Consider the following 21,314-nt stretch of genomic DNA (forward strand, 5'->3'; position numbering starts at 1 on the left):
TCTTTGAAGGTAAAGTCAAACCGCTTGACGCGAAAGACGCGCGTGGCGTTTGTAACTGGTCCACCAAAACTACGCCTTTGAACGTAAAGTCAAACCGCTTGACTTAAAGGCCGGACTTAGCTGTTAGTCGGTTAAGCTTTCCTTTGAACGTTCGGGACGGAATTGATGCGCGCCGAGCGGCGCGCGCCCGTTCAGGGGCGCATTATCCGGGGGACCAGTCCGTATTTCAACGGGCGCGAGCGCGTTATTCGAGGTGGACCAGCCCGTGTTTCAAAGCGAAGATGGCCGCCTGCGTACGGTCGGCGACGCCGAGTTTGTTGAGGATGTTGTTGACGTGGATTTTGACTGTCCCTTCGGTGATCTTGAGCGCGTAAGCGATCTCTTTGTTGCTCTTGCCGCGCACGATCAATTCAAGCACTTCAATTTCACGTGGCGTGAGCGGGTCGCGGCTCATCCGTTCGGCCAAACGCGCGGCGATATCCTCAGGGATGCGACGCAATCCGGCATGAACGGTGCGGATGGTCTCGAGCACCCCTTCGCGCAGCATGTTCTTGAGCAAGTAACCGCGCGCGCCGGCTTGCAACGCGCGGTATATGTCTTCGTCGCCGTCATATGAGCTGAGGACGACGAGGCGCGCATCGGGAAATTCGTTGCGGATCGCCGCGATGGCTTCGATCCCGTTCATCTCTGGCATGCGCAGGTCCAACAGCGCGATGTCCGGGCGATGTCGACGGAAAAGCTCGACGGCCTCCTTGCCGTTCGTCGCCTCGGCAACCACCGTCATGTCGGGTTGCGTATTGATGAGCGCGGCAAGACCCATGCGGACCACGAAGTGGTCATCGGCGACCAGGATGCGGATGGGTTTATCTTTGCCCATATGACCCTCCCTTTTGTCGATCTCTCTTTCGGGCGGCCATCGGTCATCAGCATGAACGCGCACCGCCGAATGTCACAGGCCAAAGGCCGACGCCTTTTCGTCCGCGCGCCTCGATGTTGGCGCGGTGGATGTCGCGTTTGCAAAACGGCTCGCCGACTGGGGCGGCGACGGCGCGCTTTGCGGGAGCGAATAACTCAGCCGAGTTTCACAGCGGCACGCTGACGCTGACTTGCGTGCCGCGTCCGGGCTGGCTTTCGATCTTCAACTCGCCTTTGATTTGGCGCGCGCGCTCGCGCATGTTGAGCAGACCGAAATGGCCGTTGCGCGAAGAGGCTTCCACATCGAAACCGCAACCGTCGTCTTCGATGCGCAGTTCAACGCGCTTCGGCTCGAAGAAGACCTCGACGCAGATCCGTTGCGGGCGGGCGTGCTTCATTGCGTTGGTGATGGCTTCTTGCCCGATGCGCAGGAGGTTGTTCTCCACCAGTTCGGTCAAGCGTCGCGGCGTGCCGCGGACGCGCACTTCAACGTCCGTTTGCGTGCCGCGCGCCACTCGATGCGCCATCTCGTCAAGCGCTTCGGCGAGGTTGTTCGCCTCAAGCGTCGGCGAGCGGAGGTTCCAAACCATGCGGCTCGCTTCCGTCAAACTGTAGCTTACCATGTGTTTGGCCGTTTCCAGATGGCGCTGCGCAAGCGGCGGCGATTCGGCTAGCGCGCGCTCGATGGCTTCGAGTTGTAGGCCAATGCCGACGAAGCCTTGCGCGAGCGCATCGTGTATCTCGCGCGCCATGCGGTTGCGTTCGGCCAGCACGGCGGCGAAACGCGCTTGCACTTGCTGCAACCGCAAACGATAGATGAACCAGCCGACTGCTGCCAACCCGAGCGCGATGAGCAGGTAGAACCAGTGAGTTTGGTAAAAGTGTGGCCGCAAGTAGAAATCGAAAGAGTCTCCGACTTGATTCCACGTGCCATCGTTGTTGGCGGCGATGACGCGGAACTCGTAGTTTCCCGGTGGAATGTTTGTGTAGCTTGCCGTGCGTTTAGTGCCAGCATCGACCCAATCCTTGTCGAAGCCTTCGAGCCTGTATTTGAAACGCACTTTTTCGGGCGCGACGAAACTGAGCGCGGTGAACTGAAATTCGAGTCGGCGTGTGCCCGCCGGAACCTCGGCCCGAAGTCGCGGATCGTAACTCTCGCCATCCACCGTGACGCTCTCGATCACCACTGGCGGCGGAACTTGGTTGAGACGCAGGTTGTTCGGCGAGATGACCGCCACGCCTTTGGTCGTCGGAAACCAGAGTCGGCCTTGCGCGTCGCGCCATCCGGCGGGCTGACCGCCGTTGCATTCGCGGCTCTGCATGCCGTCGGCTGTTCCATAGGAGACCGAAGTGAGCCGTTCGATTTTGCCTTGGGCGAAGTCGTTGAGTTCGCGCCGACTGACGCGAAAGACGCCTTTGGCGCAGCTCATCCACAAGTTACCCTGTTCATCGTCGAGGATTTGATAGACGCAATCGTCGGCGAGTCCGTCGCGCGTCGTGTAAGTCGTCAAGCGTCCATCGCGCAACCTGTTCAACCCACCGCGCCGCGTGCCGATCCAGAGCGTCCCATCAGGATCTTCGCGGAGAGCGCGCACGCTGTTGTCCGAAAGACCTTTTTCCGTCGAATAGATGGTGAAGCGCTCGCCGTCGAGCCGATTCACCCCGCCGCTGCGCGTGCCGATCCAGACGCTCCCGTCGCGGCTCGACTCGATGGCGAGCACGGCATCGTCTGACATTCCGTCGCTCGTCGTGTAGATTTTGAATTGTCCGTCACGCATCAGCGTCAAACCGCCGAGCGTGCCGACCCAGAGCTGTCCTTGCCGATCTTCATGAATCGCCCACACGGCATCGCTTGACAGCCCGTCTTGTACCGTATAGACGGTGATGCGCCCGGCTGCAAGGCGCGCCAAGCCGCGCGGCGTGCCGATCCACAGCGCACCGGTGCGATCTTCGCACAAGGCGCGCACGGTGTTGCTTGGAAGCCCATCGCGCACAGTGTAGGCGGTCCAACGGCCATCTTTGAAACGATTCAGGCCGCCTTCTTGCGTCCCTATCCAGATGCTTCCGTCGCGCCCTTGGTAGACGGTCCACACCGTTTCGTCCGTCAATCCGTCGTGCGATCCGTAGGTGACGAACTTGCTGTCTTTGAAGACGTTCAATCCGCCTGCCTCGGTTCCTACCCAAATGTTCCCTTCGCGATCCTCGTAGAGCGAGAGGATGACGTTGTTGGAGAGTCCTTCGCGCGTCGTATAGGTATCGAACTGTCCGTTGGTCAACCGCACAAGACCGCCTGCCGTTCCCAGCCAGAGATTGCCGTCGCGATCTTCGTGTAAGAGCAAGACGCTGTTGTTCGGCAGACTTTGCGCGCTCGCATAAGTGACGAAGCGCCCGTCCTTGAATAGACACAGCCCCCCATCAGTCCCGATCCAGAGGTTGCCCGCACCGTCTTCGAGCAAAGACCAGACCATATCGTTCGGCAATCCGTCTTTGATCGAATAGATCGTGAACTTGTCCTCCTTGAAGAGGACCAGCCCGACCGAGGTGCCAAACCAGAGGTCTCCGTTGCGGCTCTGTCTGATGGTGGTGACCGTGGCGCTTGGAAATCCTTGCCGCGTGGTGTAAGCGATGAATCGCGTGCCGTCGAAACGGGCCAGCCCGCCGCTGGTGTTTATCCAAAGATTGCCAGCGCGGTCTTCGTAGAACGAAACGATGCTATCGCTCGGCAATCCTTGCGCGACTGTGTAAGTGACGAAACGCCCGCCGTCGAACCTGTTGAGACCGTCCGGCGTGCCGATCCACAGGTCGCCGCGGCGATCTTGGTAGATCGCCCTGATGTTTGCGCTCGACAATCCTTGGTCGGTGGAAAAGAGGCTGAAATCCTGTCCGCTCAAACGCACTAGTCCCTTGTCCGTTCCAATCCACAGATCGCCGCGCGCATCTTCGTACAAGACTTGAATCGTGTTGCTTGCGATCGCCGCAGTGTTCTGTTTGTCGAATACCGTGAAGCGAAGCCCATCGAAACGCACCAGCCCTTCGTCGGTTGCAAGCCACAAGTAACCATCGCGCGTTTGCAAGATGGCGCGCACGGTGTTTTGCGGCAATCCGTTCTCGGTCCGCCAGACGGCGTGAACGTACTGTGCGATTCGCCTATCCGGCGCGAGAGCTTGCGCCGATGCGCACAGCGCCGCAAGGCAGAAGATGGAGATCGCTCCTCTCATCTGATAAAGCCGCATGGCGTTTGACCTCGTTCGCCAAGGGCTTCGCCTCCGCCGCGGATTTTGCTCGACCGCAGAACAAAGTTTAATGACAAAAGATAGCGCAGTGCAAATCGCAAGCTTTCAACTTCTCCGTTGCCGGCTACTCTTCAGACGAGCGTCGAGCAAGACAGGAGCCGGGATGCAAGAGCTGGCTCGGCGCTCGCGTGGAATGAAGTTGAATGGGAAAGACAATGACCGTCGGCGGCAGAAGATGCGCGAGCCAGATCGTCTCTACATTTAAAGAGCCGAGCGTGTAAGCTGATCTTTTCGCTTACTCTTCCGTCGTGCCGCTGACGAGCGTCGCTTTAAAGGTCAGAGGAAAGTATGAGCTGTGGCGCTCTTCGTCGATGAGCCGCTTGATTTCCTGTCGGACGCGCTCACGCGCCTCTTCATTTGTGACTTGAGCCAACCATCGACGGAGCCAGAGGTATTTAATCAAAGGCGACGCGAGGAAATCATTGCCGGAGTCGAAACGAAATTCTTCGATGCGCGTCCAAGAAGAAAGCTCGCGCAAGCCCGCGCGGCGTGCCATCTCTTCCGTGGCATCGACGGTCGGTAGTTCGTTGATCAAACGTCCGACGATCTCTGTGGCGCTTCCCTCCATGTCGCTGCGTCCGAGCGCTTCCCAGTAGATCGAGAAGAACTCGCCGAAACTCGCCGCCGTCACCGTGCTGAGCGCAACTCGCGAGCGCGGGGCGGCCAAGCGCACGGCTTCGGCGAAGAGGCGTGGCAGACGAGATGGTGCAAGCAACGAAGCCTCTACGATGACGAGCTGAAAGCGCGCGCCTTGCAATTCGGTCGAGTCGAGCGCGGCAGTATGGAATTCGACGCGCGGGTCAGCCTTCACCGCGTTTGCTTTGGCGCGGGCAAGATCCAGTTGTTCCGAACTCTCTTCGACGCAAACGATGCGCGTCTTCTCGCCGACACGCTCGGCCAACGCTAACACGTGACTGCCTGTGCCAGCGCCGAGATATGCGATCTCGCCCTGTTCGGGCAACTCAATGTGCTCGTCGAACAGTTCGGCGAAGCGTTCGCCCCAGTCCGGCGCGATGTACAGATCGTGAATGAAGGCTAGCTCTTTGGCGTCCATCAGCATCCGTGCATTATACGATGATTCGGTCGCGGCACGAGAGCGCCGCCGCACGACTTAACCACGAGCGTTCAATTCGGTACGCCGAAAAAGCGCGGACGCAGAGGCCGTGTTCGTCGGCATCTTCCGTCTGCGAGGCTCGGAGCGCAACGGTGCTGCTCGCTTCGCCGAGCGCGCCTCGTCTCATCTCACCAGCACAAAAGCCCATGTTTGTGCGGGATGGAGCCCTCCGCCACGTTGAATCCCAAAAGATCAGTCTTCAGCGCGAACCTTTCAGAGCGCCCGTTCTCGATCGACGAAGATCAGGGCGAGTATGCCCGCACCGAGCAGGACCAGCGCGACGCCGACGAGCCACGCGAGCACCGCTGGCCGAAAGATGATCGTCGTTCCGAGAACGACCAAAAGGACGGCCAACGCCGTCGAGCCGGCTGGTCCTAACCTTTGAATCACAGCGCGAAGTCTATCTTCCACCTCAAACTCCCTCGATGGTTTCGGTCGTGTTTTGAATTAGGTTGTGAAACTCTATGAGAAGATGGCTTGTTCCACCATTCCTCGATGATATCGGTCGAGTGTTGCATCCTCACACGCGCTCCGCTGGGCCATCGGCGCTCCGTCCCGCTGCGGCTTACACTGACGTTGGACCTTCTCGCACGCTTCGCCGAATCATCATCCATATCTAGAACGCCGCGTTTGCCGAACGCGCTGAATCTAGAACGCCGCGTTTACCGAACGCGCCGACGCTCTTCGAGCGGCGCGATCTGCGCGTGGACGGCCACTTCTTTGACGTTGCGACCGAGATAGCGTTGCACGGCCTCTTGAATGCGCGCTTGCGCCTGGCTGGCAAGCTGATCGACGCGCGCCTCGGGCGAGACGGAGAGCATGCAAAAAAGCTTCAAGCCTTCGCGGTCCGGAAGAGCCCGCGCGCTGGCTTCCATCACCCCTTCAAGGCGCGAAGCTTCATGACTCGCCAGTTCCTCTACGCTCTGCAAGGTTACGGTCACAAGCCCAAGCGCGTCGCGTTTGATGGCTATCTTCTTCGGACGGCGCTGCCACGTCGGCCTCAATTCGAAGTAGAGCAACACGAGACAGAAGAACGCAACGATGACTGCGGCCACCGTCGCTTGCGCGATGACTGCGCTTGGAGCGCTTTCGATCATCGCCGCCAATCGCTGCGCGTCAGGAAAGGGCAACTGCGTCGGTTGCACTAACCCGAGCGTCAACAGCAACGTCAGAGACGCTGCTGTCAGCAGGATCAGATCGACGACGATGATCAACAACCGATTGAAAAGGTTCATGCTCTCCTCGTCAAACGATGTCTTCGATGAATACATCAACGCGCGCCGAAACGGCGTGACGCGCAAGCGCTTCTTTCGTCCGCTCGCGCACGCGGCCAGCGATCCTTTCCAGATCGACGTCGGCGTTGTAACGAGCGACGACGTGTATTTCGATCAACAACCCCGTTGGCTCTTCGCGCACGACAACGCCGTGCACGCGCCCACTCGGGCCGTATGTTGCTGCTTCGGAATAGCGTCCCGAGCCGAGATCGGCGATTTCGGGAACCGCGCGCACGGTGTCAGCGACCGCGCGCGCGATTTCGAAAGGATCGAGCGTCGAGCGAGCTTGCGGCTCCATTTCCATCATTGAACACGAGGTCGTTCAGGCGTCGCCTGCGAGTCTTCAGGGAAGAATAGGTCGTTGACTTCGATGTTGACCTCTTTGACGATGAGCCCGGTCATCGCGCGCACGCGATTGATGATGTTGCGCCGCACTGCATCGGCGACTTGCGGTATGTTGACGCCGTAATCGACGACGATCTTCAAGTCGACGGCAGCTTCACGTTCGCCGACCTCGACGGCGACGCCTTGCGCCCGCGCCTCGCTGCCGGTGACGCGCTGCGCCAATCCAGCTAGACGATCGCCGACGCTTTGCGGCAGAAGTTCGCGCACGCCTTCGATCTCGCGCGCAGCGATGCCGGCGATTTTGGCAACCACCATGTCGGCGATGGTCGTCTTGCCTTGCTGCGACGAAATGGTCAATTCCGTCTGTCCGGTTCTGGTTGCGACGGCTTCTCTATTCTCCATAGAAGTCCTCCTTTTTGGAATTCTTTCGCGCCGATTTGCTCTGCCAGCGAAATCTCTCCCTTGGCAGAGCAGCGAGCTTCGTTGCATTTCCATTGCGTTGATGATTCGTGAATCTGCCGCTGACTTGTGTGGCATGAGCGTGTCGTCCCTTGCTCTCAACACGGTCCTCCCAAAAGAGCAACGTGCGTGCCGTTGCGCGAATCCCCACTCTCGCAGAACGCTAAGTAGAAGAGAAAATGTCGTTTGCAGAGGCATGGAAAACCGAAGGGCCAGCGGTTCACGATCGCTCGTGTACCTCTATCGGAACAGAAGATGTACGGCATCAGTGCATGAATTCGGGTCGGGAAATGAACGTGAAAGCTTTGCATAGATAACCGCGAAAGAGGTTGCGAGCTTCGTGCCGGGTTTTGCTAGCGTGCTTGAGCGGGGGCGTGAGACGATCGTACGAGCGCTGAGCCGGAAACAGACTGCGCCTTCGCGAACAGCTCGATTCAGACGTTGAAGCGGAAATAGACCACATCCCCTTCTCGGATGACGTAGTCTTTGCCCTCGAGTCTGAGCAGCCCTTGTTCGCGCGCCGCGGCGAAAGACCCGGCGCGCATCAGATCGTCGTAGCTGACGACCTCGGCACGAATGAAACCGCGTTCCATGTCGGAATGGATTCGTCCCGCAGCTTGCGGCGCGCGCGTCCCCCGCGGAATGGTCCAGGCGCGCACTTCCTTTTCGCCCGCCGTCAAAAAAGACATCAGACCGAGAAGGCGGTACGCGCTTTGAATCATGCGTTCGACGCCGCTGCTTTCGACGCCGAGCGAGCGAAGGTAGTCGCGCCTTTCTTCAGGGTTCAATGCCGCTAGTTCGGCCTCCAGTTGCGCGCAGATGACGACGCACTCGGCCCCTTCGCGCGCGGCCAACTCTTCGACGCGCCGTACGTGCGGGCAAGCTCGCGGCACGGCAAGCGCCCGTTCATCGACGTTCGCCGCATAGATCATCGGCTTAGCGGTCAAAAGGAAGAAGCTGCGTGCGGCTTCTCGTTCCTCTGCGTCGAGCGAGACGGCGCGCGCTGGCAGGCCTTCGGCGAGAGCCGGCAAGAGTTTGTCGAGCGCGCGGAGTTCTGTCTGAGCGCTCTTGTCGCCGGTCTTGGCGACCTTTTGCGCCTTGTCGCGTCGCCGCTCCAACGTCGCTAGGTCGGCCAATGCCAGTTCAATGTTGATCGTCTCGATGTCGCGCTGCGGGTCAACGGTCGCTTCGACGTGCACGACCGACTCGTCTTCGAAGCAGCGCACGACGTGGACGATGGCATCCACCTCGCGTATGTGAGCGAGAAATTGATTGCCTAGTCCCTCGCCGCGCGAAGCGCCGCGCACAAGGCCAGCGATGTCAACGAACTCAACCGTTGCTGGAACGATCCTCTCCGTGCGAACGAGCCGCGCCAGCGGTTCGAGCCGCTCGTCAGGGACGGCGACCACGCCGACGTTCGGCTCAATGGTAGCGAAAGGATAATTGGCCGCTAGCGCTGCTGTCTGTGCCGTGAGCGCGTTGAAGAGCGTCGATTTGCCGACGTTGGGGAGTCCGACGATGCCTACGCGAAGCATCTTACCTTCTGTCCCTCCTTGGCTTTCACAAAGAAAGGCGCTGTCGAGCGCCGCATAGCAAAATTAAACTGCCTACCGCTCCTCGGTTTCAACCTCTGAGCCACGCCTTTGGGCGCGCTTTCGTCAGAGGCAGCTATGCCGCCGCAAAGGGGGCCGCCGGTTTCGTCGCCTCGTCGAGCGCTGCTCAAGCTCATAGCGCGGTTTCCTTAAAGCTCGCGTGGCGGTCGCTTTCTCTTCGGCGTGCAAAACACTTTGGGGCGGAGCAAGAAGATCTTACACCGTTCAGTGCAGAGAAGACCAGCGGCTCGCCCGAGAAGAGCGGAAGACCCGGATCTGCAATGGTTTTTGAGGGGATTAGTCAGCATCGAATTTCGTCCGACGGAAGCGGAAGAGCAAAGGATCAAAGTCTGCGAAAATTTTGCGAGAGGGAGCTGCTGTGTCTCTTTGACACTCACGCTCTCTTTTTCCCGTCACTTATGCTCTTTTTGATACAGAAGGGAACTGCTTCGCTGGTCTGTCTCTTCTTGACACAGGCGGGCATGCCCGACGATCTTCGTTCTTGGGCGTAAATTGTTCTGTTGCAAGAGTTTATGGGAGAGACTGGTGACGGCACGCGGTTTGCCCAAAAGAGCGACGTGACGTTTGCTTGCGACGAGCAAGGTCCACAGGACGTTTAAGCGGCGGGGCGTTGCGAGGCTAGAATTCGGAGCGTCCCGCCGGATAGCATTTGAGCAAAAACACTCTCCGTCCGAATTAATGCTGAACGGCGCTACCTTAAGCGAGGCTTGGCGCGAAAAGCGCAGGTGCCGATTCGTCGCTTCGAGGGGGTGCTGGGGAGTGGGAGAGGCCAGACGGCTTTTCTCCAATGCCGAGTGAACGCCGAGATCGAACATTTGCGAGGATCGAGGAAGAAAGGAAAAATGCGACGCATCAAACACGTTGAGAAAGGATTGACGTTGCTGGCTGGCGGCTTGTTCGACTTCATTCAATTCTTCAACAAGTACCGGCCCAATCCATCGTTTACGCCGAAATGGTCTGACAAGCCCATTCCGAAATCTTGGCAGAAGTCGAAACCGCCGCTCGGGTGGCCGCGCACAACCGATTCGCTCTGTCCGAAGTGCGTGATCGAGGCGCGCGAAGCCATTTTGAACGGCGAAAAGGACGTCTCGATCTTGCTTGAAGAGAAGGTGGGCGAGATCAAGGCGCAGATTATCGAGCGCGATGGTCAAGTTTGGATGGTCAAAGATTGTCCGATTCACGGCCACTTCGAAGACATCATGGCGATCGACTCGAAGTTTCTGGCCCACATCGAATCGATGTTTCCGGGGCGCGACATAGCGGCCCACAACGACGAGAACGTGCATAATCACGGCTCATCGACGATCAAATACGGGCGCGGCGCCGTCTTGACCATCGACTTGACCAACCGCTGCAACATGATGTGCGATCCGTGCTTCATGGATGCCAATCAAGTCGGTTACGTTCACGAATTGACCTTCGATGAGGTCAAAGAGATCCTGGATCGCGCCATTCAGGTCAAGCCGCGCCGTCAGCTTTCGGTCCAGTTTTCGGGCGGCGAGCCGACCATCTCGCCGATCTTCATCGACGCCGTCGCCTACGCGCGCAAAGTCGGTTACAACTCCGTGCAAGCGGCGACCAACGGCATTGAATTCGCCAAATCGAAAGAGTTCTGTCGGCGCGCTGCGGAAGCCGGATTGCGCTTCGTCTACCTGCAGTTCGATGGCATCGGCAACGACGCCAACTCGCACCGGCAGGTGGGCAACCTCTTCGACGTGAAGCTCAAGGCGATCGAGAACCTACACGAAGCGGGCGTCGAGATCGTGCTCGTGACGACCATCGTCAACGGCATCAACAACGACCAGGTCGGTTCGGTCATCCGCTTCGCGCTCGACAATCCGAAGAAGATCGCTTTCGTCTCGTTCCAGCCGGTTTCGTTTACGGGACGCGACGAGCACATCACGGACGAACGGCGCATGCAGCAGCGATATACGCTGTCGCACTTGGCCTACGACGTGAAAAAGCAGCTCGGCATCACCGAGCCGACGCGCGACTGGTTCCCGCTCAGCTTGATGGGCGCTTTTGCCGATTTCGCCGACCTCGTGCACGGACCGGAAGCGGAATGGGGACAAGTCTCGTGCGGTTGCCACCCGAACTGCGGCGTCGGCACGGCGGTGATGATCGACAAAGAGACGCGCGAGATGGCGCCGGTGCCGGAGTTCTTGAACATCCCAGGGCTCGTCAAAGACATGCAGAAGATCACGGACGCGGCGCGCGGCAAGTGGTTCTCGAACATCATGATGGGCCTCGCCCTCTTGAAGCACTACAACCCGTATAAGTCGCCGTCGCAGTTTACGCTCTACGAGCTTTTCAAGAAGTTCGACAAGTCATTCGGCCTGACGGGCAAAGATTACGGGCGCGTGGATGGCCAACGGACGAAAGAGGACATCGAGCGACGTCGCGCGGATCGCTGGAACTTCCTCTTCATCGCCGGCATGTGGTTCCAAGACCTGTTCAATTACGATTTCCGCCGCACGGAGATGTGCATCATCCCGTACGCGACGCAGCAGGGCGAGATCTCTTTCTGCGCCTACAATACGGGCATCGGTTGGCGGCAGATCATCGAGCACATGCACATGAACGCGACCGTCGCTGAGTGGTACAAGAAGTACGGGCGGCATGAGATCTACGCCAAGGGCAAGACGGTTGAGTTGCCCGACACGTCGCATAACCTCGTGCTCAACGAAGTGGATTTGCAGCGGCCCAACAAACCGCAGATTCAAGGGCCGAAGACAGCCGCCGAGGAGATGAAGATGATGCGCAAGCTCTATCAGGAGATGGTCTTGCAAAAGAAGCTCGGCGCCAAAGATCAACCGGTGCAGATTCAGGGCCTGCGCCGCAACGGGCAGAACGGTCAGAAAAAGGCTGAACGGGAAATGGCTGCCGTCTAACGGCGCATCCTCCGAACACCTCATCTTTGGGGAAAGCCCCGCTTTCGGGCGGGGCTTTTAATATTGCGGGCGGAATTATTCGGGTCGCTCGCCGGACCAGTGTGGGCACGCTGCAGAACAAGCGGAGTTCGAGTGACCGCGAATTTCGCTTTGCGACTCGCCGGGCGAACGGTTTCTCATCGCGTTGACATCCTCCCCACGGCTAAAGCCGGGGGTCTCCGCGCCGCCGCAATCAGATGAATGAAGCGGGCGCGAGTCGAGAGAAGTCATCCCTATGCAGGCTATCCTCAGAAGAGAGCGACAGTTAACCGAGCGGTTCTATCCACGCGCTCTTTTCAAGATGAATCGGCGCGTTTGGCCGGCGACTGCCGTGGGCTTTATACTGTTTCGCTTGGCGTCGAATCATGATGATGACAAACGGCTTTCTCGCAGCTTTCTTTTTTCTGCTCGCTTTGTCCGCACAAGGGCAACAACCGCCAGTTAAGCAGAACGCGCGATCTGCGGACGGCGTGGCTGCTGCGGCCGTGCGCGGTCCGTCTGCGGTTGAGGCAGCAAGGTTCACCTACGAATTCAGTCAACCGGAATTCTACGTCCGACGCATAACGATCGAGCACGATGCGGCCGGACGGGGAACGCTGATTTTCGAGCGCAAAGACGTTGACGGGCCGATCAGCGAGGAATTGAAGATCTCGCCAGCCACGCTTGAACGTCTGCGCTCGCTTTGGGCGTCGCTCAGGTATCTGGAGACGCGCGCTTCCTACCAATCGGAAAAGCAGTTCCCACATCTCGGCACGGTGCGCCTCCGCGTCCGGCGCGGCGACGGCGCAGAGAAAACGACCGAATTCAACTGGACCAACGACAAGGATGCTTTCGCGCTGGCCAACGAGTATCGCCGTCTAGCTGATCAAACGATCCTAATGTTCGATCTGATGGTAGCGCGCGACAATCAACCACTAGCTACGCCCAAACTCATGGAGACGTTGGAGACGATGATCGCGCGCGACGGACTCGCTGACCCGCAACAGTTGGTCCCGCTTCTCAAAGAACTCTCCTCGGACGAGCGGCTGCCGTTGATGGCGCGCAACAAGGCGGCGAAATTGTTGAAGAAGCTCGAAAAATAGGGGGGCTTCGTCCGTGGCTTGCTGTCCGGTCAGATCAAGCGAGGCGTACTGAGACGACCTTGGAGACTCCGGCTTCCTCCATCGTTACGCCATACAGGGCGCGCGCTGCTTCCATGGTCCGCTTGTTGTGCGTGATGACGATGAACTGCGTGTCGGCGGACATCTCCAGAATCTTTTCAGTGAAGCGTCCGATGTTGGCTTCGTCCAAGGGCGCATCCACCTCGTCGAGCAAGCAGAAAGGCGAGGGACGGTAACGGAAGATGGCGAGCAGCAGGGCGAGCGCGGCCATCGCCTTTTCGCCGCCGGATAGGAGCAAGACGTTCTGCAAACGCTTGCCCGGCGGTTGAGCGACGATGTCAATGCCGGATTCGAGCACGTCGTCCGAGTCGATCAAGCTCATCTCGCCGCGGCCACCGCCGAAGAGTTCAGCGAACAGTTCGCCGAAATTGCGATTGATGGCCGCGAACGCTTCACGGAAGCGCTCGCGCGAACGGCGCTTGATCTCGCGCAACGCTTCCTCGGTCGCGGCGATGCCATCGACGATGTCTTGACGTTGTGCGGTCAAAAATTGAAGCCGGGACTCGGCTTCGCTCAGCTCTTCGAGCGCCATCATGTTGACAGCACCGAAACTTTCCAAACGCGCGCGCAACTGTTCGACGAGCGCGCGTGCTGATTCGAGATCGAACTCGTCGTTGAATTCAACGCCGGTCAGTTCTTCGGGAGCTTGGCCGAGTTCCGTAGCGCACGCTTCGCGCACGTAATTCAAACGGGCGGCCGTTTCGGCGCGTTGCACTTCCAACGTCGCGCGTACATCTCTGGCAGCGGCCGCTTGTTTGTTCAACTCAGCGAGCGTCGCGGCCAGTTCGTCGGCGAGCGCGCGCGCTTCGGCCAGCTTCGCCTTTGCTTCCTCGACTTGGCGCTCGCGCGAATCCCGTTCGCGCTCGACCTGTTGCACGCTGGCGGCGAGGTCGGAGACGGAGCGACGCAACTCTTCCGCGCGCGCCTTGGCTGCTGTAAGCTCTTGTTCGTAACGCTTCATTCGCGCGCGCAGTTCGGCGATCTCGTTCTCTCGGCGGCGTAGCTCTGCCAGCACGGCGCGTTTCCTTTCAGCCGCCGCTGCAGCCGCCGCGCGCTGTTCGCTCAGGCGGACGTTCTCGGCTTCCGCTGTGCGCCGCACCGCAGCCAAGCGCTCTGCGGCAACGGCGACATCTTGTGCGGCTTTGGCGCGCGCTTCTTCAGCCGCTTCCGCTTCGGTCATCGCTTTGGCGCGACGCGCTTGTAGTTCTTCGCGTTCTTCGGCCAAACGCGCCAAATCATCGGCGACGACGCGCAGATGACGCACCGTTCGTTCGATCTCTTGCGTCCACTGCGCAGCGTTCATTTCGAGCGCGACCAATTCGCGTTCCGCGCGTCCGATGGCTTCGTTGAGCAGGACGATCTCATCCTCCAGCGCGGAAACGCGCTTTTGCGCTTGCCTTTCATGTTCCTCTTCGCTCGCCAACTCACGCTCCAATTCGCTCGCTTGCGCTTCGAGTTCGCGCATTTCGCGTTTGAAGGCGAGCAGACTATCGCCTTGGCTACTCGCTCCCTGCAGCGCACCAGAATTGATCAGAGTCCCGCCGACCACCCAATCGCCATCGCGCGTGACGTAAGGAAGGCCAGCGACGAGCGAAAGCGTCAAAGCTTGATCAAGGTCTTCGGCCAGACGTGTCCCCATCTCGCGGCGCAAGGCTTTTTCGAGGGCGCGCTTGATTTCGTCCGTCGTGCCGAGCAGATCGCCGAGGCGTTTTTCGACGCCCTCTTCTTCCAAGGCGGTCGCTCCTACTGCGTGTGGTTCTTCGTTGCGACTTGCGCCGTGCAGGCCGACGACGAGAAAAGTCGCACGCCCTGCTCCGTTTTCGCGAAGCCAGAGCGAGGCGCGCACGGCATCCTCCGGCGTCGGGACGATCACCGCTTGCAAGTGTGGACCGAAGACCGCTTCGACGGCACGCTCCCATTCTGGTTCGACGCGCAAGAAATCAGCCAACGTCCCGATGGAACGAAAGTTGCGCTGCGCCTCCTCGCTGCCGAAGATGCGTTGCACGGCTTCGGAATAGAGCGCCCGCCGCGCATCGAGTTCGCTGAGCGTGTCGAGTCGGTGGCGGACGCGCGCACGACGTTCACGCACGTCGCGCACGCGCGCTGCGGCGTGCGCTGCGGCGTTGCGGGCGGCAGCGAGCTGCTGTGCGAACCGATCGCGCTCGGCGCGCAGAGCGGCGAGCTTGTCCGCCGCCGCGGTGATCTCCGCGGCGAGCTTTTCGGCTTCCGCCTTCGCCGTCGCGTGCGCTTGTTCGGCGCGCGCGCGTTCGCGTTCCAATCCTTCGACTTGTTGGTCCAGTCGTTCGATCGCCGCTTCCAGTTGTCGTCCGATTTCGAACAAGCGTTCGGCAAGGGCCGTTTGGCGCAGCAGTTCGGCGCGCGCTTGTTCGATCTTCGCTTCAGCGTGTTCGACTTCGCTCAGCGCGGCAGCGCACGACTTTTCGGCTTCGGATAGCGCTGCGGCGACCTGCTCGCTCGTCACGCGCACTTCGCTTTCAGCTCGTGCGAGCGCCGCGCATTCGGCCTCGGCTTCGGCCAACCGCGCGGCGGGCAACTCCATCTCCGTCTCGATCTCGGCACAGCGCCGCTCGAGCGCGCTGATCTGTTCTTCCTGGTAAGTGCGTTCGCGCGTGTTGCGGTCGCGCTGCAATTCGGCCTCGGCGACGGAAGCGCGCAACGTCGTCAACTCCTCTTCGCGCGCGCGCGCGCGCGCCGTTGCGCAGCGCGCTTCCTCTTCAACTTGCTGCGCGCGTGCGACGATTCGCCGTTCCTCTTCGATGGCGGCAGCGAGTTGCGTCTCGAGTTCGCGAAGCGAGCTTGCAAGGCTTTCGAATTCCGCGCGGTAGAGCCGCCGTAACTGTTCGCGCAGTTCGGTGCGCACGTGCTCGTAACGACGAGCTTTGGCCGCTTGTCGGCGCAGGCTGTTCACTTGTCTTTCGATCTCCGCGATGATGTCGGAGACGCGCGCAAGGTTGGCGCGCGCCGATTCAAGCCGCGCCTCCGCTGCGCGTTGACGAACGCGGAACTTCGTGATCCCCGCAGCTTCTTCGATGAGGGCGCGCCTCTCCATCGGCTTAGCGGAGAGTATCTGTCCGATGCGTCCTTGTTCGATGATAGCGTAGTGTGCTCCGGCTAGCCCCGTTCCCGAGAAGAGGTCTTGAATATCGCGCAATCGGACCGCGCGCCCGTTAAGTAGGTATTCGCTCTCGCCAGAACGATACAGGCGGCGCGTCACGGTGATGGCTTCGCCCGGAGCGAACTCCAGCGCTAAACGACGCGGTCGCCACCGTCGCGGACGCCTCTCACGCGGTTGTTTCGCTTCATCCTTTTCGGATGGCAGCATTTGCGCGTTTTCGGGTGCGTTGATCTGTTGCGCAGCTTCTGGTTGGTCCGTTCCCGAAGAGGCTTCGCTGAGAAGTCCGCTCTGTTCATCTATTTCTTCAAGCGTCGCATCGATCTCTTCGATCTCGTCCGCCGCAGCCTCGTCGAGCCTCTTCTCGTCGCACACGAGGTGAAGCACCACTTCGGCCATTCCGCTCGGCGGGCGACTGCGCGTGCCCTGAAAGATGACATCCTTCATCTCCGCTCCGCGCAAGCTTTTGGCCCTTTGCTCGCCGAGCACCCACGAGATCGCTTCTGCGATGTTTGATTTCCCACATCCATTCGGCCCGACGATCGCCGTGATGCCGTCATCGGTGAAGACGATCTCCGTATGGTCGGCGAACGATTTGAACCCGGTGATTTCCAGACGTTTCAGTTTGAACATCAGGCTTCAATCGAGCTTGCGCAGATACACACAGCCCCTAGCGATCCAAATCGAAAGGCACACTATATGTAGTCGGTCCGTCTTTTGTCAAATCGCTGGCTCAGCGCGTTCCGTGAGCTTCAGGGGAGCAACGGCGTTTTTCGCTTCGACCGAGGCTCGGTTGGCGTCGCCGGCGAAACATCATCGCCGTCGGATTCGCTCCTCATACGTCGCTGGAATGTGAAGGGCGAGCGGCATGTCAAGGGCGAAACATCATCGCCGTCGGATTCGCTCCTCATACCCTGCAGCCAGCGGCTTTGGTTCACGTCTTACGTAAAGCTCAAGTTCCACTCCTGGGCGCAGGGTGAACAGCCCGACCGAGCTATAACCGCTGCCGAGCAAGGCTTGCACCGCCTCTCGTTCTTCCACTGAGGCGATCACAAGTTGATCGTCCGTTTGGACGACTTTGGCGTAGTAATTTACGTGCGCGAAATCGCGCAGATACCAAGGCAGAGGCCAGTAATCGGGCGACAGCACGGCAATTCGAGTGCGCGGGCCGGTCCCGATGCGCGCGCTGAGTTCTTCTATTTCGTTCACCAAGCGAAGGAAGTCGCGCTGCGTGTGAACGTAAACGTATGGATAGTTTTCATCGTCGTAGTGGACGAAGTTCAACAGCGCGCTTTGATAGGCGCTGAAGGCCGCGATCACCGCCAACGATGCGTGAATGAGCCACGGTCGTCCGCTCTTGTGCGCTGCCGCAAGTTCGTTCGCGGCATAGCCGGCGACGACCGTGAGCGGCACGATGAAGTTGAGCATGAGCCAAGGCGTTTTGTACGGGATGAGCGAGTAGGCAAAAAACGTCCCCCACGCCCAGAAAGCGGCGAAGATGGCGAAGCGATTGTTTGCGCGCAAGAGCGCGAGCGCGGCCCCAATCGCGCCGAGAATCAGCAACGGAGCCTCTTCCGCCAAGGTCCACCAGAAGTAGGTAGCGAAAGGTTTAACGTGGTCCGTACGCCCGGTTTTGGTCCAGAAGCTCAAACTAGCGACGGCGTCACCGACGCCTTTCGGATTGGTGAAGAAAGAGGAATAAAAGATGATGTCGACGCTCAAGAAGATCAGGACTGCAACGAGCGCGTGCGAGATCAAGGCGGGCGTTCCGCCAACTCGTTCGATGAAGGTCATCTCGTCGCTGCGCTTCATCGCCCGCCGTTTCCCAGAGCGCGTCCAAGCGACGGCGAGCGTGGCCGCAATCGACATCACGCTCACGGTGATGAAAGCCGTCTCTTTGGTCGCAAAGAAGAGGGCCAGCGACGCAGCGGCGAGATAAAGGTAGCGCTCTTTCGCCGTCTCAAGGTAATGCAAAAAGGCGACCAGCGCGCCGAGAGAGAAGAAGACGAAGGGCGTTTCGTGAATGAAGTAGCGCGCAAGAAAAGTCGCGCCCGGCGAGAGGGCGAGCAGGATTGCCGCTGCCAACGCTCCGTAAGCGCCGATGCGCCGCCGTAGAAAGAGGAGCAACCAAACGGCGGCGATGCCGAACAAGGCGGTCGTCAGTCGGACTGTCCAAGTATGCAAGCCGAAGAGCTTGACCGGAACGAGCGCGAAGTAGTAGAGCGTCGGGCCGTGGTAATTGGCCGGATCATAGGTGTAGGAGCCTCGACGCACCAGATTCAAGAGGAAGTAGCCCGCGTTCACCCCTTCGTCATGGTGCATCGGTCTGAGTTCGAGCGCGACGAGGCGAAACGCTGCAGCGATGATCAGAACCAAAGCGCTGGCGACGGCCCAAGCGCGATCGGAAAGCTGCGCTTCGCCGCGTTCGACTGGGCGTTCTTTACGGCGCGACTTTGTAAAGGCGGTATTCACCGCTTTCACCAGCCAATTCATATTCGGTGGCGAACCAATCGCCTTTCGGCATCAACTCTCGTTCCTCTGGACCAGCGACGATGTAGTCGATCTGTTCACGACGCAACAGCTCGCGCCCATCGTGTGGCGCGCTGTAGATGCGTCGCAGCGCGTCGTCGCGGCTTTCGTACTTCAAACCATGGGTCCAGAGATGTCCCTCGAAACCCATAAACGAAAGGCGTCCCGTCAGCCGCACGGCGTGATTGTAAGTTGGCGCGTGCAGGATAACGGAGCGGGGCGGCACGGTCTCTTCGATCATGCGCGCGAACTCGGTTTTGGAAACGTCGAAGAGGAGGAATTCCGACGCACGCGAAACGATGCGCCACACGTCAAGCGCGCCGGCGAGCGTCATGGAAACGAATAGGACGACGACCAGCGGACGCCACCAAAGGCGTGCGCGCCACAGTCGCGCCAGCAGCAGCGCGACGATCAGCGCCGAGACGACATGCCAGTAGAAGAGTATCTTGATGTTGTCCCATATCCACGGCGCGAGCTTGACCATGTTCGGGATGATGAAACAGAAGCCGAACGGAAGGTAAAAGATCAAGATCCTTTTCGAAAGCAGCGGGTGCGATCCGCGCCACGAGAGCGCTGCGATGAGCAGGGGGATGAATAGACCTGTGTTTTTGAGCCAAAAGAGGATGAAATTCTGTCCGCGGCTGTCCCACCCGAAAGCCCAGCCGATGAACCTTTCGGTCTCGATGGCGCTTCCGCGCGTGATCCAGAGAATTTGCGGAAGCGCGAGCGCCGCCATCGCGACGAAGAAAGGAATCCAAAGACGCCACCGACGAAAGAAGAGCGCGAGCATAGCGCTTGCGCCTGCGACGACGAGGAAGCTGTGAGCGTGTGCGAGCGGCAGCAAGCCCGCGATCGCGCCGGCAGCCACCATGCGCCGGAGGTTTGCGTTTCGGTTGGGCTCGCGGTCGCGCGCCTTTTTCATGCTTCGCTTCTGATTCGACGGCAGCGGCTCTTGGTCGAGCGCGTCCCACCAGAGCGTGAGCACGACGATAACCAATGGCAAGCCGAGCAAGAAGCTTCTTTGTGTGACCAGCAGAGCGGTAATGGCGTTGCCCCAACGAATAAGCCCGTCGGGCGTGATAGTGTAATCGTGCGGCAGATCCCACAGCAGCTCGCTTAACCCGCCTTTGCTACGTTGCGCTTCGGCGATCAACCACGTCCAACCCAATCCGCCGTTGAGAAGCACGAGCGCCGGGGTCAGCGTCGCCGCCAGCGCATCGCCGGTCCAACGCCGCGCCCACCAATGGAGCAGAACGACGAGCGCCGCACCGAGCGCGAGGTTTTCCCAAAACATCGCATCGCGCATGCTGGCTGCAGCGGCAACGAAGATGGCAGCGATGAAATCGGCGAGGAAGGGGTAGGTCAACCGCGCCCCGGCGAACTCCGGATGTTCAGGCGGGAAGTTATCGCCCGTGGCGAAGCTTTGAATGATGCTCGTGTGAAGCGGGAGATCGCCGAGGTTGTTTTCGACGCCGGTGTAGATCGCCTCGTTGCGCACGATCATCGCGCGATCGAAGATGTGCCAGAAGATGATTGCTGCGGCGAGATAGAGCAGCGGCAAGCTAAGACGCCGCCAAGACGGATGACGAACAGTTCGCCCCATCTCGCGAAAGGCTGCGCGCCAATCAGCGCCGACAGCAGCGCGTGTGCGTTCGCCGATCAAGAGCAACGCTGGCGCTGCAGCCGCCGCGGTGGCGAGCGCGATGCTCGCTGCATCGAGACCGAGAAAAGAAGAAAGAACGAAGCAAATCAATCCGAACGAGGTCAGTCCCGTGCACACTCCGGCGCTCAGGCGAGCTGAGAGCGGCGCGCCTTGGTCGTATAGATAAGTAAGGAAATAGCCGCCCAGTGCGGCGCACGAAAAGATGATCGGAGTCATCAGTCAAGAGAACGCGCGTCGTCACATCGCAAAGCTCGAGCCGAGATAGTCGGCCATTGTAGCCCATGGACGGTCGACAAAGCCAGATGAGGCTGAACACGCTCGTTGGTTCGATCGCAGTCTTCACCGGCGTTTGCGCGTCTGTTGTCAGCGCGCGCGATTTGTGCGCATTTCTCCAAGGCGGATCATCCCTAGCGGAGGATTTAGCCCCTCGCGGCAGGCTTCAGCGAGTTTCCTCCTCCGGGCGAAGACCCGACACCGATGTCATTATCGTGCGAGTGCTGTCGGCAGGGCGGTAAGCCGTGAGCCTCACGAAATGCTACAACGCTCCTCTTTGCCCGACCCTTTCCGATGGTTTCTCGTTACTGATGATCCCGATTTCGCTCGAGGATTCGTTGACCGCCAACGTCGGGTCGAGCGGCTTGGGTCACGCGCTCAAGAAGTTTCGTCGCGCAAAAAGAGAGGCCAAACCCGCCGCGCCACACAGTCGAGGTTGGTTTTTGACCGGGTCGGCGAAAGCTTAGGGAGCGCCCCGTCCGTGACGACGCATCAGACGGCGTCCGACAAACTGGTGAATGAAAAATCGCGCACCTTGAGCGCGGGTGCGAGAACGGGGCGCGCGGCGCCGATGCGTTCCGAGCCGGTGATACGCACTGGCGCCGACATGGCC

13 protein-coding genes are annotated in these 21,314 nt (G+C 59.8%); 2 read left to right on the forward strand and 11 right to left on the reverse strand.

Features of this window, described 5'->3' with window-relative positions:
* Positions 1-244: 244 nt before the first annotated feature.
* From C4334_RS12415 to ychF, 8 genes are all read right to left on the reverse strand, one after another.
* A complete protein-coding gene (locus C4334_RS12415) occupies positions 245-877 on the reverse strand; it encodes a response regulator (RefSeq protein WP_352432403.1) in 633 nt (210 codons plus the stop codon).
* A 205-nt stretch (positions 878-1,082) separates the two neighbouring features.
* Positions 1,083-4,148, reverse strand: coding sequence for a two-component regulator propeller domain-containing protein (locus tag C4334_RS12420; protein WP_352432404.1), 3,066 nt, complete (start codon positions 4,146-4,148; stop codon positions 1,083-1,085).
* Between the two features lie 295 nt (positions 4,149-4,443).
* Complete coding sequence (locus C4334_RS12425; protein WP_352432405.1) at positions 4,444-5,262, reverse strand: class I SAM-dependent methyltransferase; 819 nt, start codon at positions 5,260-5,262, stop codon at positions 4,444-4,446.
* 273 nt (positions 5,263-5,535) lie between these two features.
* On the reverse strand, positions 5,536-5,733 hold the full coding sequence (locus C4334_RS12430) for a hypothetical protein (protein WP_352432406.1): 198 nt from the start codon (positions 5,731-5,733) through the stop codon (positions 5,536-5,538).
* Between the two features lie 251 nt (positions 5,734-5,984).
* Positions 5,985-6,557, reverse strand: a complete 573-nt coding sequence (gene amaP, locus C4334_RS12435; RefSeq protein ID WP_352432407.1) for an alkaline shock response membrane anchor protein AmaP — start codon at positions 6,555-6,557, stop codon at positions 5,985-5,987.
* Positions 6,558-6,567: 10 nt separating this feature from the next.
* Positions 6,568-6,903, reverse strand: coding sequence for an Asp23/Gls24 family envelope stress response protein (locus C4334_RS12440; RefSeq protein ID WP_352432408.1), 336 nt, complete (start codon positions 6,901-6,903; stop codon positions 6,568-6,570).
* Positions 6,900-7,343: an Asp23/Gls24 family envelope stress response protein gene (locus tag C4334_RS12445; protein WP_352432409.1), complete on the reverse strand. Its 444-nt coding sequence runs from the start codon at positions 7,341-7,343 to the stop codon at positions 6,900-6,902. The genes C4334_RS12440 and C4334_RS12445 overlap by 4 nt, the downstream gene beginning before the upstream one ends.
* A 491-nt stretch (positions 7,344-7,834) precedes the next feature.
* Positions 7,835-8,935 carry a redox-regulated ATPase YchF gene (gene ychF, locus C4334_RS12450; RefSeq protein ID WP_352432410.1) on the reverse strand — a complete coding sequence of 367 codons (1,101 nt, stop codon included), beginning with the start codon at positions 8,933-8,935 and terminating at the stop codon, positions 7,835-7,837.
* Positions 8,936-9,855: 920 nt separating this feature from the next.
* Here ychF and C4334_RS12455 point away from each other — a divergent pair.
* Together C4334_RS12455 and C4334_RS12460 are read left to right on the forward strand one after the other, a co-directional pair.
* On the forward strand, positions 9,856-11,904 hold the full coding sequence (locus C4334_RS12455) for a radical SAM protein (RefSeq protein ID WP_352432411.1): 2,049 nt from the start codon (positions 9,856-9,858) through the stop codon (positions 11,902-11,904).
* 404 nt (positions 11,905-12,308) lie between these two features.
* Complete coding sequence (locus tag C4334_RS12460; RefSeq protein ID WP_352432412.1) at positions 12,309-13,025, forward strand: hypothetical protein; 717 nt, start codon at positions 12,309-12,311, stop codon at positions 13,023-13,025.
* A gap of 34 nt (positions 13,026-13,059) precedes the next feature.
* Here C4334_RS12460 and smc read toward each other — a convergent pair whose 3' ends face one another.
* The 3 genes from smc to C4334_RS12475 all read right to left on the reverse strand — a co-directional run bounded on the left by smc (position 13,060) and on the right by C4334_RS12475 (position 20,644).
* Positions 13,060-16,869: a chromosome segregation protein SMC gene (smc, locus tag C4334_RS12465; RefSeq protein WP_352432413.1), complete on the reverse strand. Its 3,810-nt coding sequence runs from the start codon at positions 16,867-16,869 to the stop codon at positions 13,060-13,062.
* A 252-nt stretch (positions 16,870-17,121) separates the two neighbouring features.
* Positions 17,122-18,717, reverse strand: coding sequence for a flippase activity-associated protein Agl23 (locus tag C4334_RS12470; RefSeq protein ID WP_352432414.1), 1,596 nt, complete (start codon positions 18,715-18,717; stop codon positions 17,122-17,124).
* Positions 18,677-20,644 carry a hypothetical protein gene (locus C4334_RS12475; RefSeq protein WP_352432415.1) on the reverse strand — a complete coding sequence of 656 codons (1,968 nt, stop codon included), beginning with the start codon at positions 20,642-20,644 and terminating at the stop codon, positions 18,677-18,679. Before C4334_RS12475 ends, C4334_RS12470 begins: the two co-directional genes overlap by 41 nt.
* Positions 20,645-21,314 lie beyond the last annotated feature (670 nt).

The sequence above is a fragment of the Pyrinomonas sp. genome (genome assembly GCF_040289685.1).
Taxonomy (GTDB): domain Bacteria; phylum Acidobacteriota; class Blastocatellia; order Pyrinomonadales; family Pyrinomonadaceae; genus Pyrinomonas.

What these genes read in the sequence shown, in the direction of transcription:
- C4334_RS12420 (WP_352432404.1), bottom strand. Translation starts at nt 4,148, where the DNA reads ATGCGGCTTTATCAGATGAGAGGAGCGATCTCCATCTTCTGCCTTGCG.
- C4334_RS12475 (WP_352432415.1), bottom strand. Translation starts at nt 20,644, where the DNA reads ATGACTCCGATCATCTTTTCGTGCGCCGCACTGGGCGGCTATTTCCTT.
- C4334_RS12440 (WP_352432408.1), bottom strand. Translation starts at nt 6,903, where the DNA reads ATGATGGAAATGGAGCCGCAAGCTCGCTCGACGCTCGATCCTTTCGAA.
- smc (WP_352432413.1), bottom strand. Translation starts at nt 16,869, where the DNA reads ATGTTCAAACTGAAACGTCTGGAAATCACCGGGTTCAAATCGTTCGCC.
- amaP (WP_352432407.1), bottom strand. Translation starts at nt 6,557, where the DNA reads ATGAACCTTTTCAATCGGTTGTTGATCATCGTCGTCGATCTGATCCTG.
- C4334_RS12445 (WP_352432409.1), bottom strand. Translation starts at nt 7,343, where the DNA reads ATGGAGAATAGAGAAGCCGTCGCAACCAGAACCGGACAGACGGAATTG.
- C4334_RS12425 (WP_352432405.1), bottom strand. Translation starts at nt 5,262, where the DNA reads ATGGACGCCAAAGAGCTAGCCTTCATTCACGATCTGTACATCGCGCCG.
- ychF (WP_352432410.1), bottom strand. Translation starts at nt 8,935, where the DNA reads ATGCTTCGCGTAGGCATCGTCGGACTCCCCAACGTCGGCAAATCGACG.
- C4334_RS12455 (WP_352432411.1), top strand. Translation starts at nt 9,856, where the DNA reads ATGCGACGCATCAAACACGTTGAGAAAGGATTGACGTTGCTGGCTGGC.
- C4334_RS12460 (WP_352432412.1), top strand. Translation starts at nt 12,309, where the DNA reads ATGATGATGACAAACGGCTTTCTCGCAGCTTTCTTTTTTCTGCTCGCT.
- C4334_RS12415 (WP_352432403.1), bottom strand. Translation starts at nt 877, where the DNA reads ATGGGCAAAGATAAACCCATCCGCATCCTGGTCGCCGATGACCACTTC.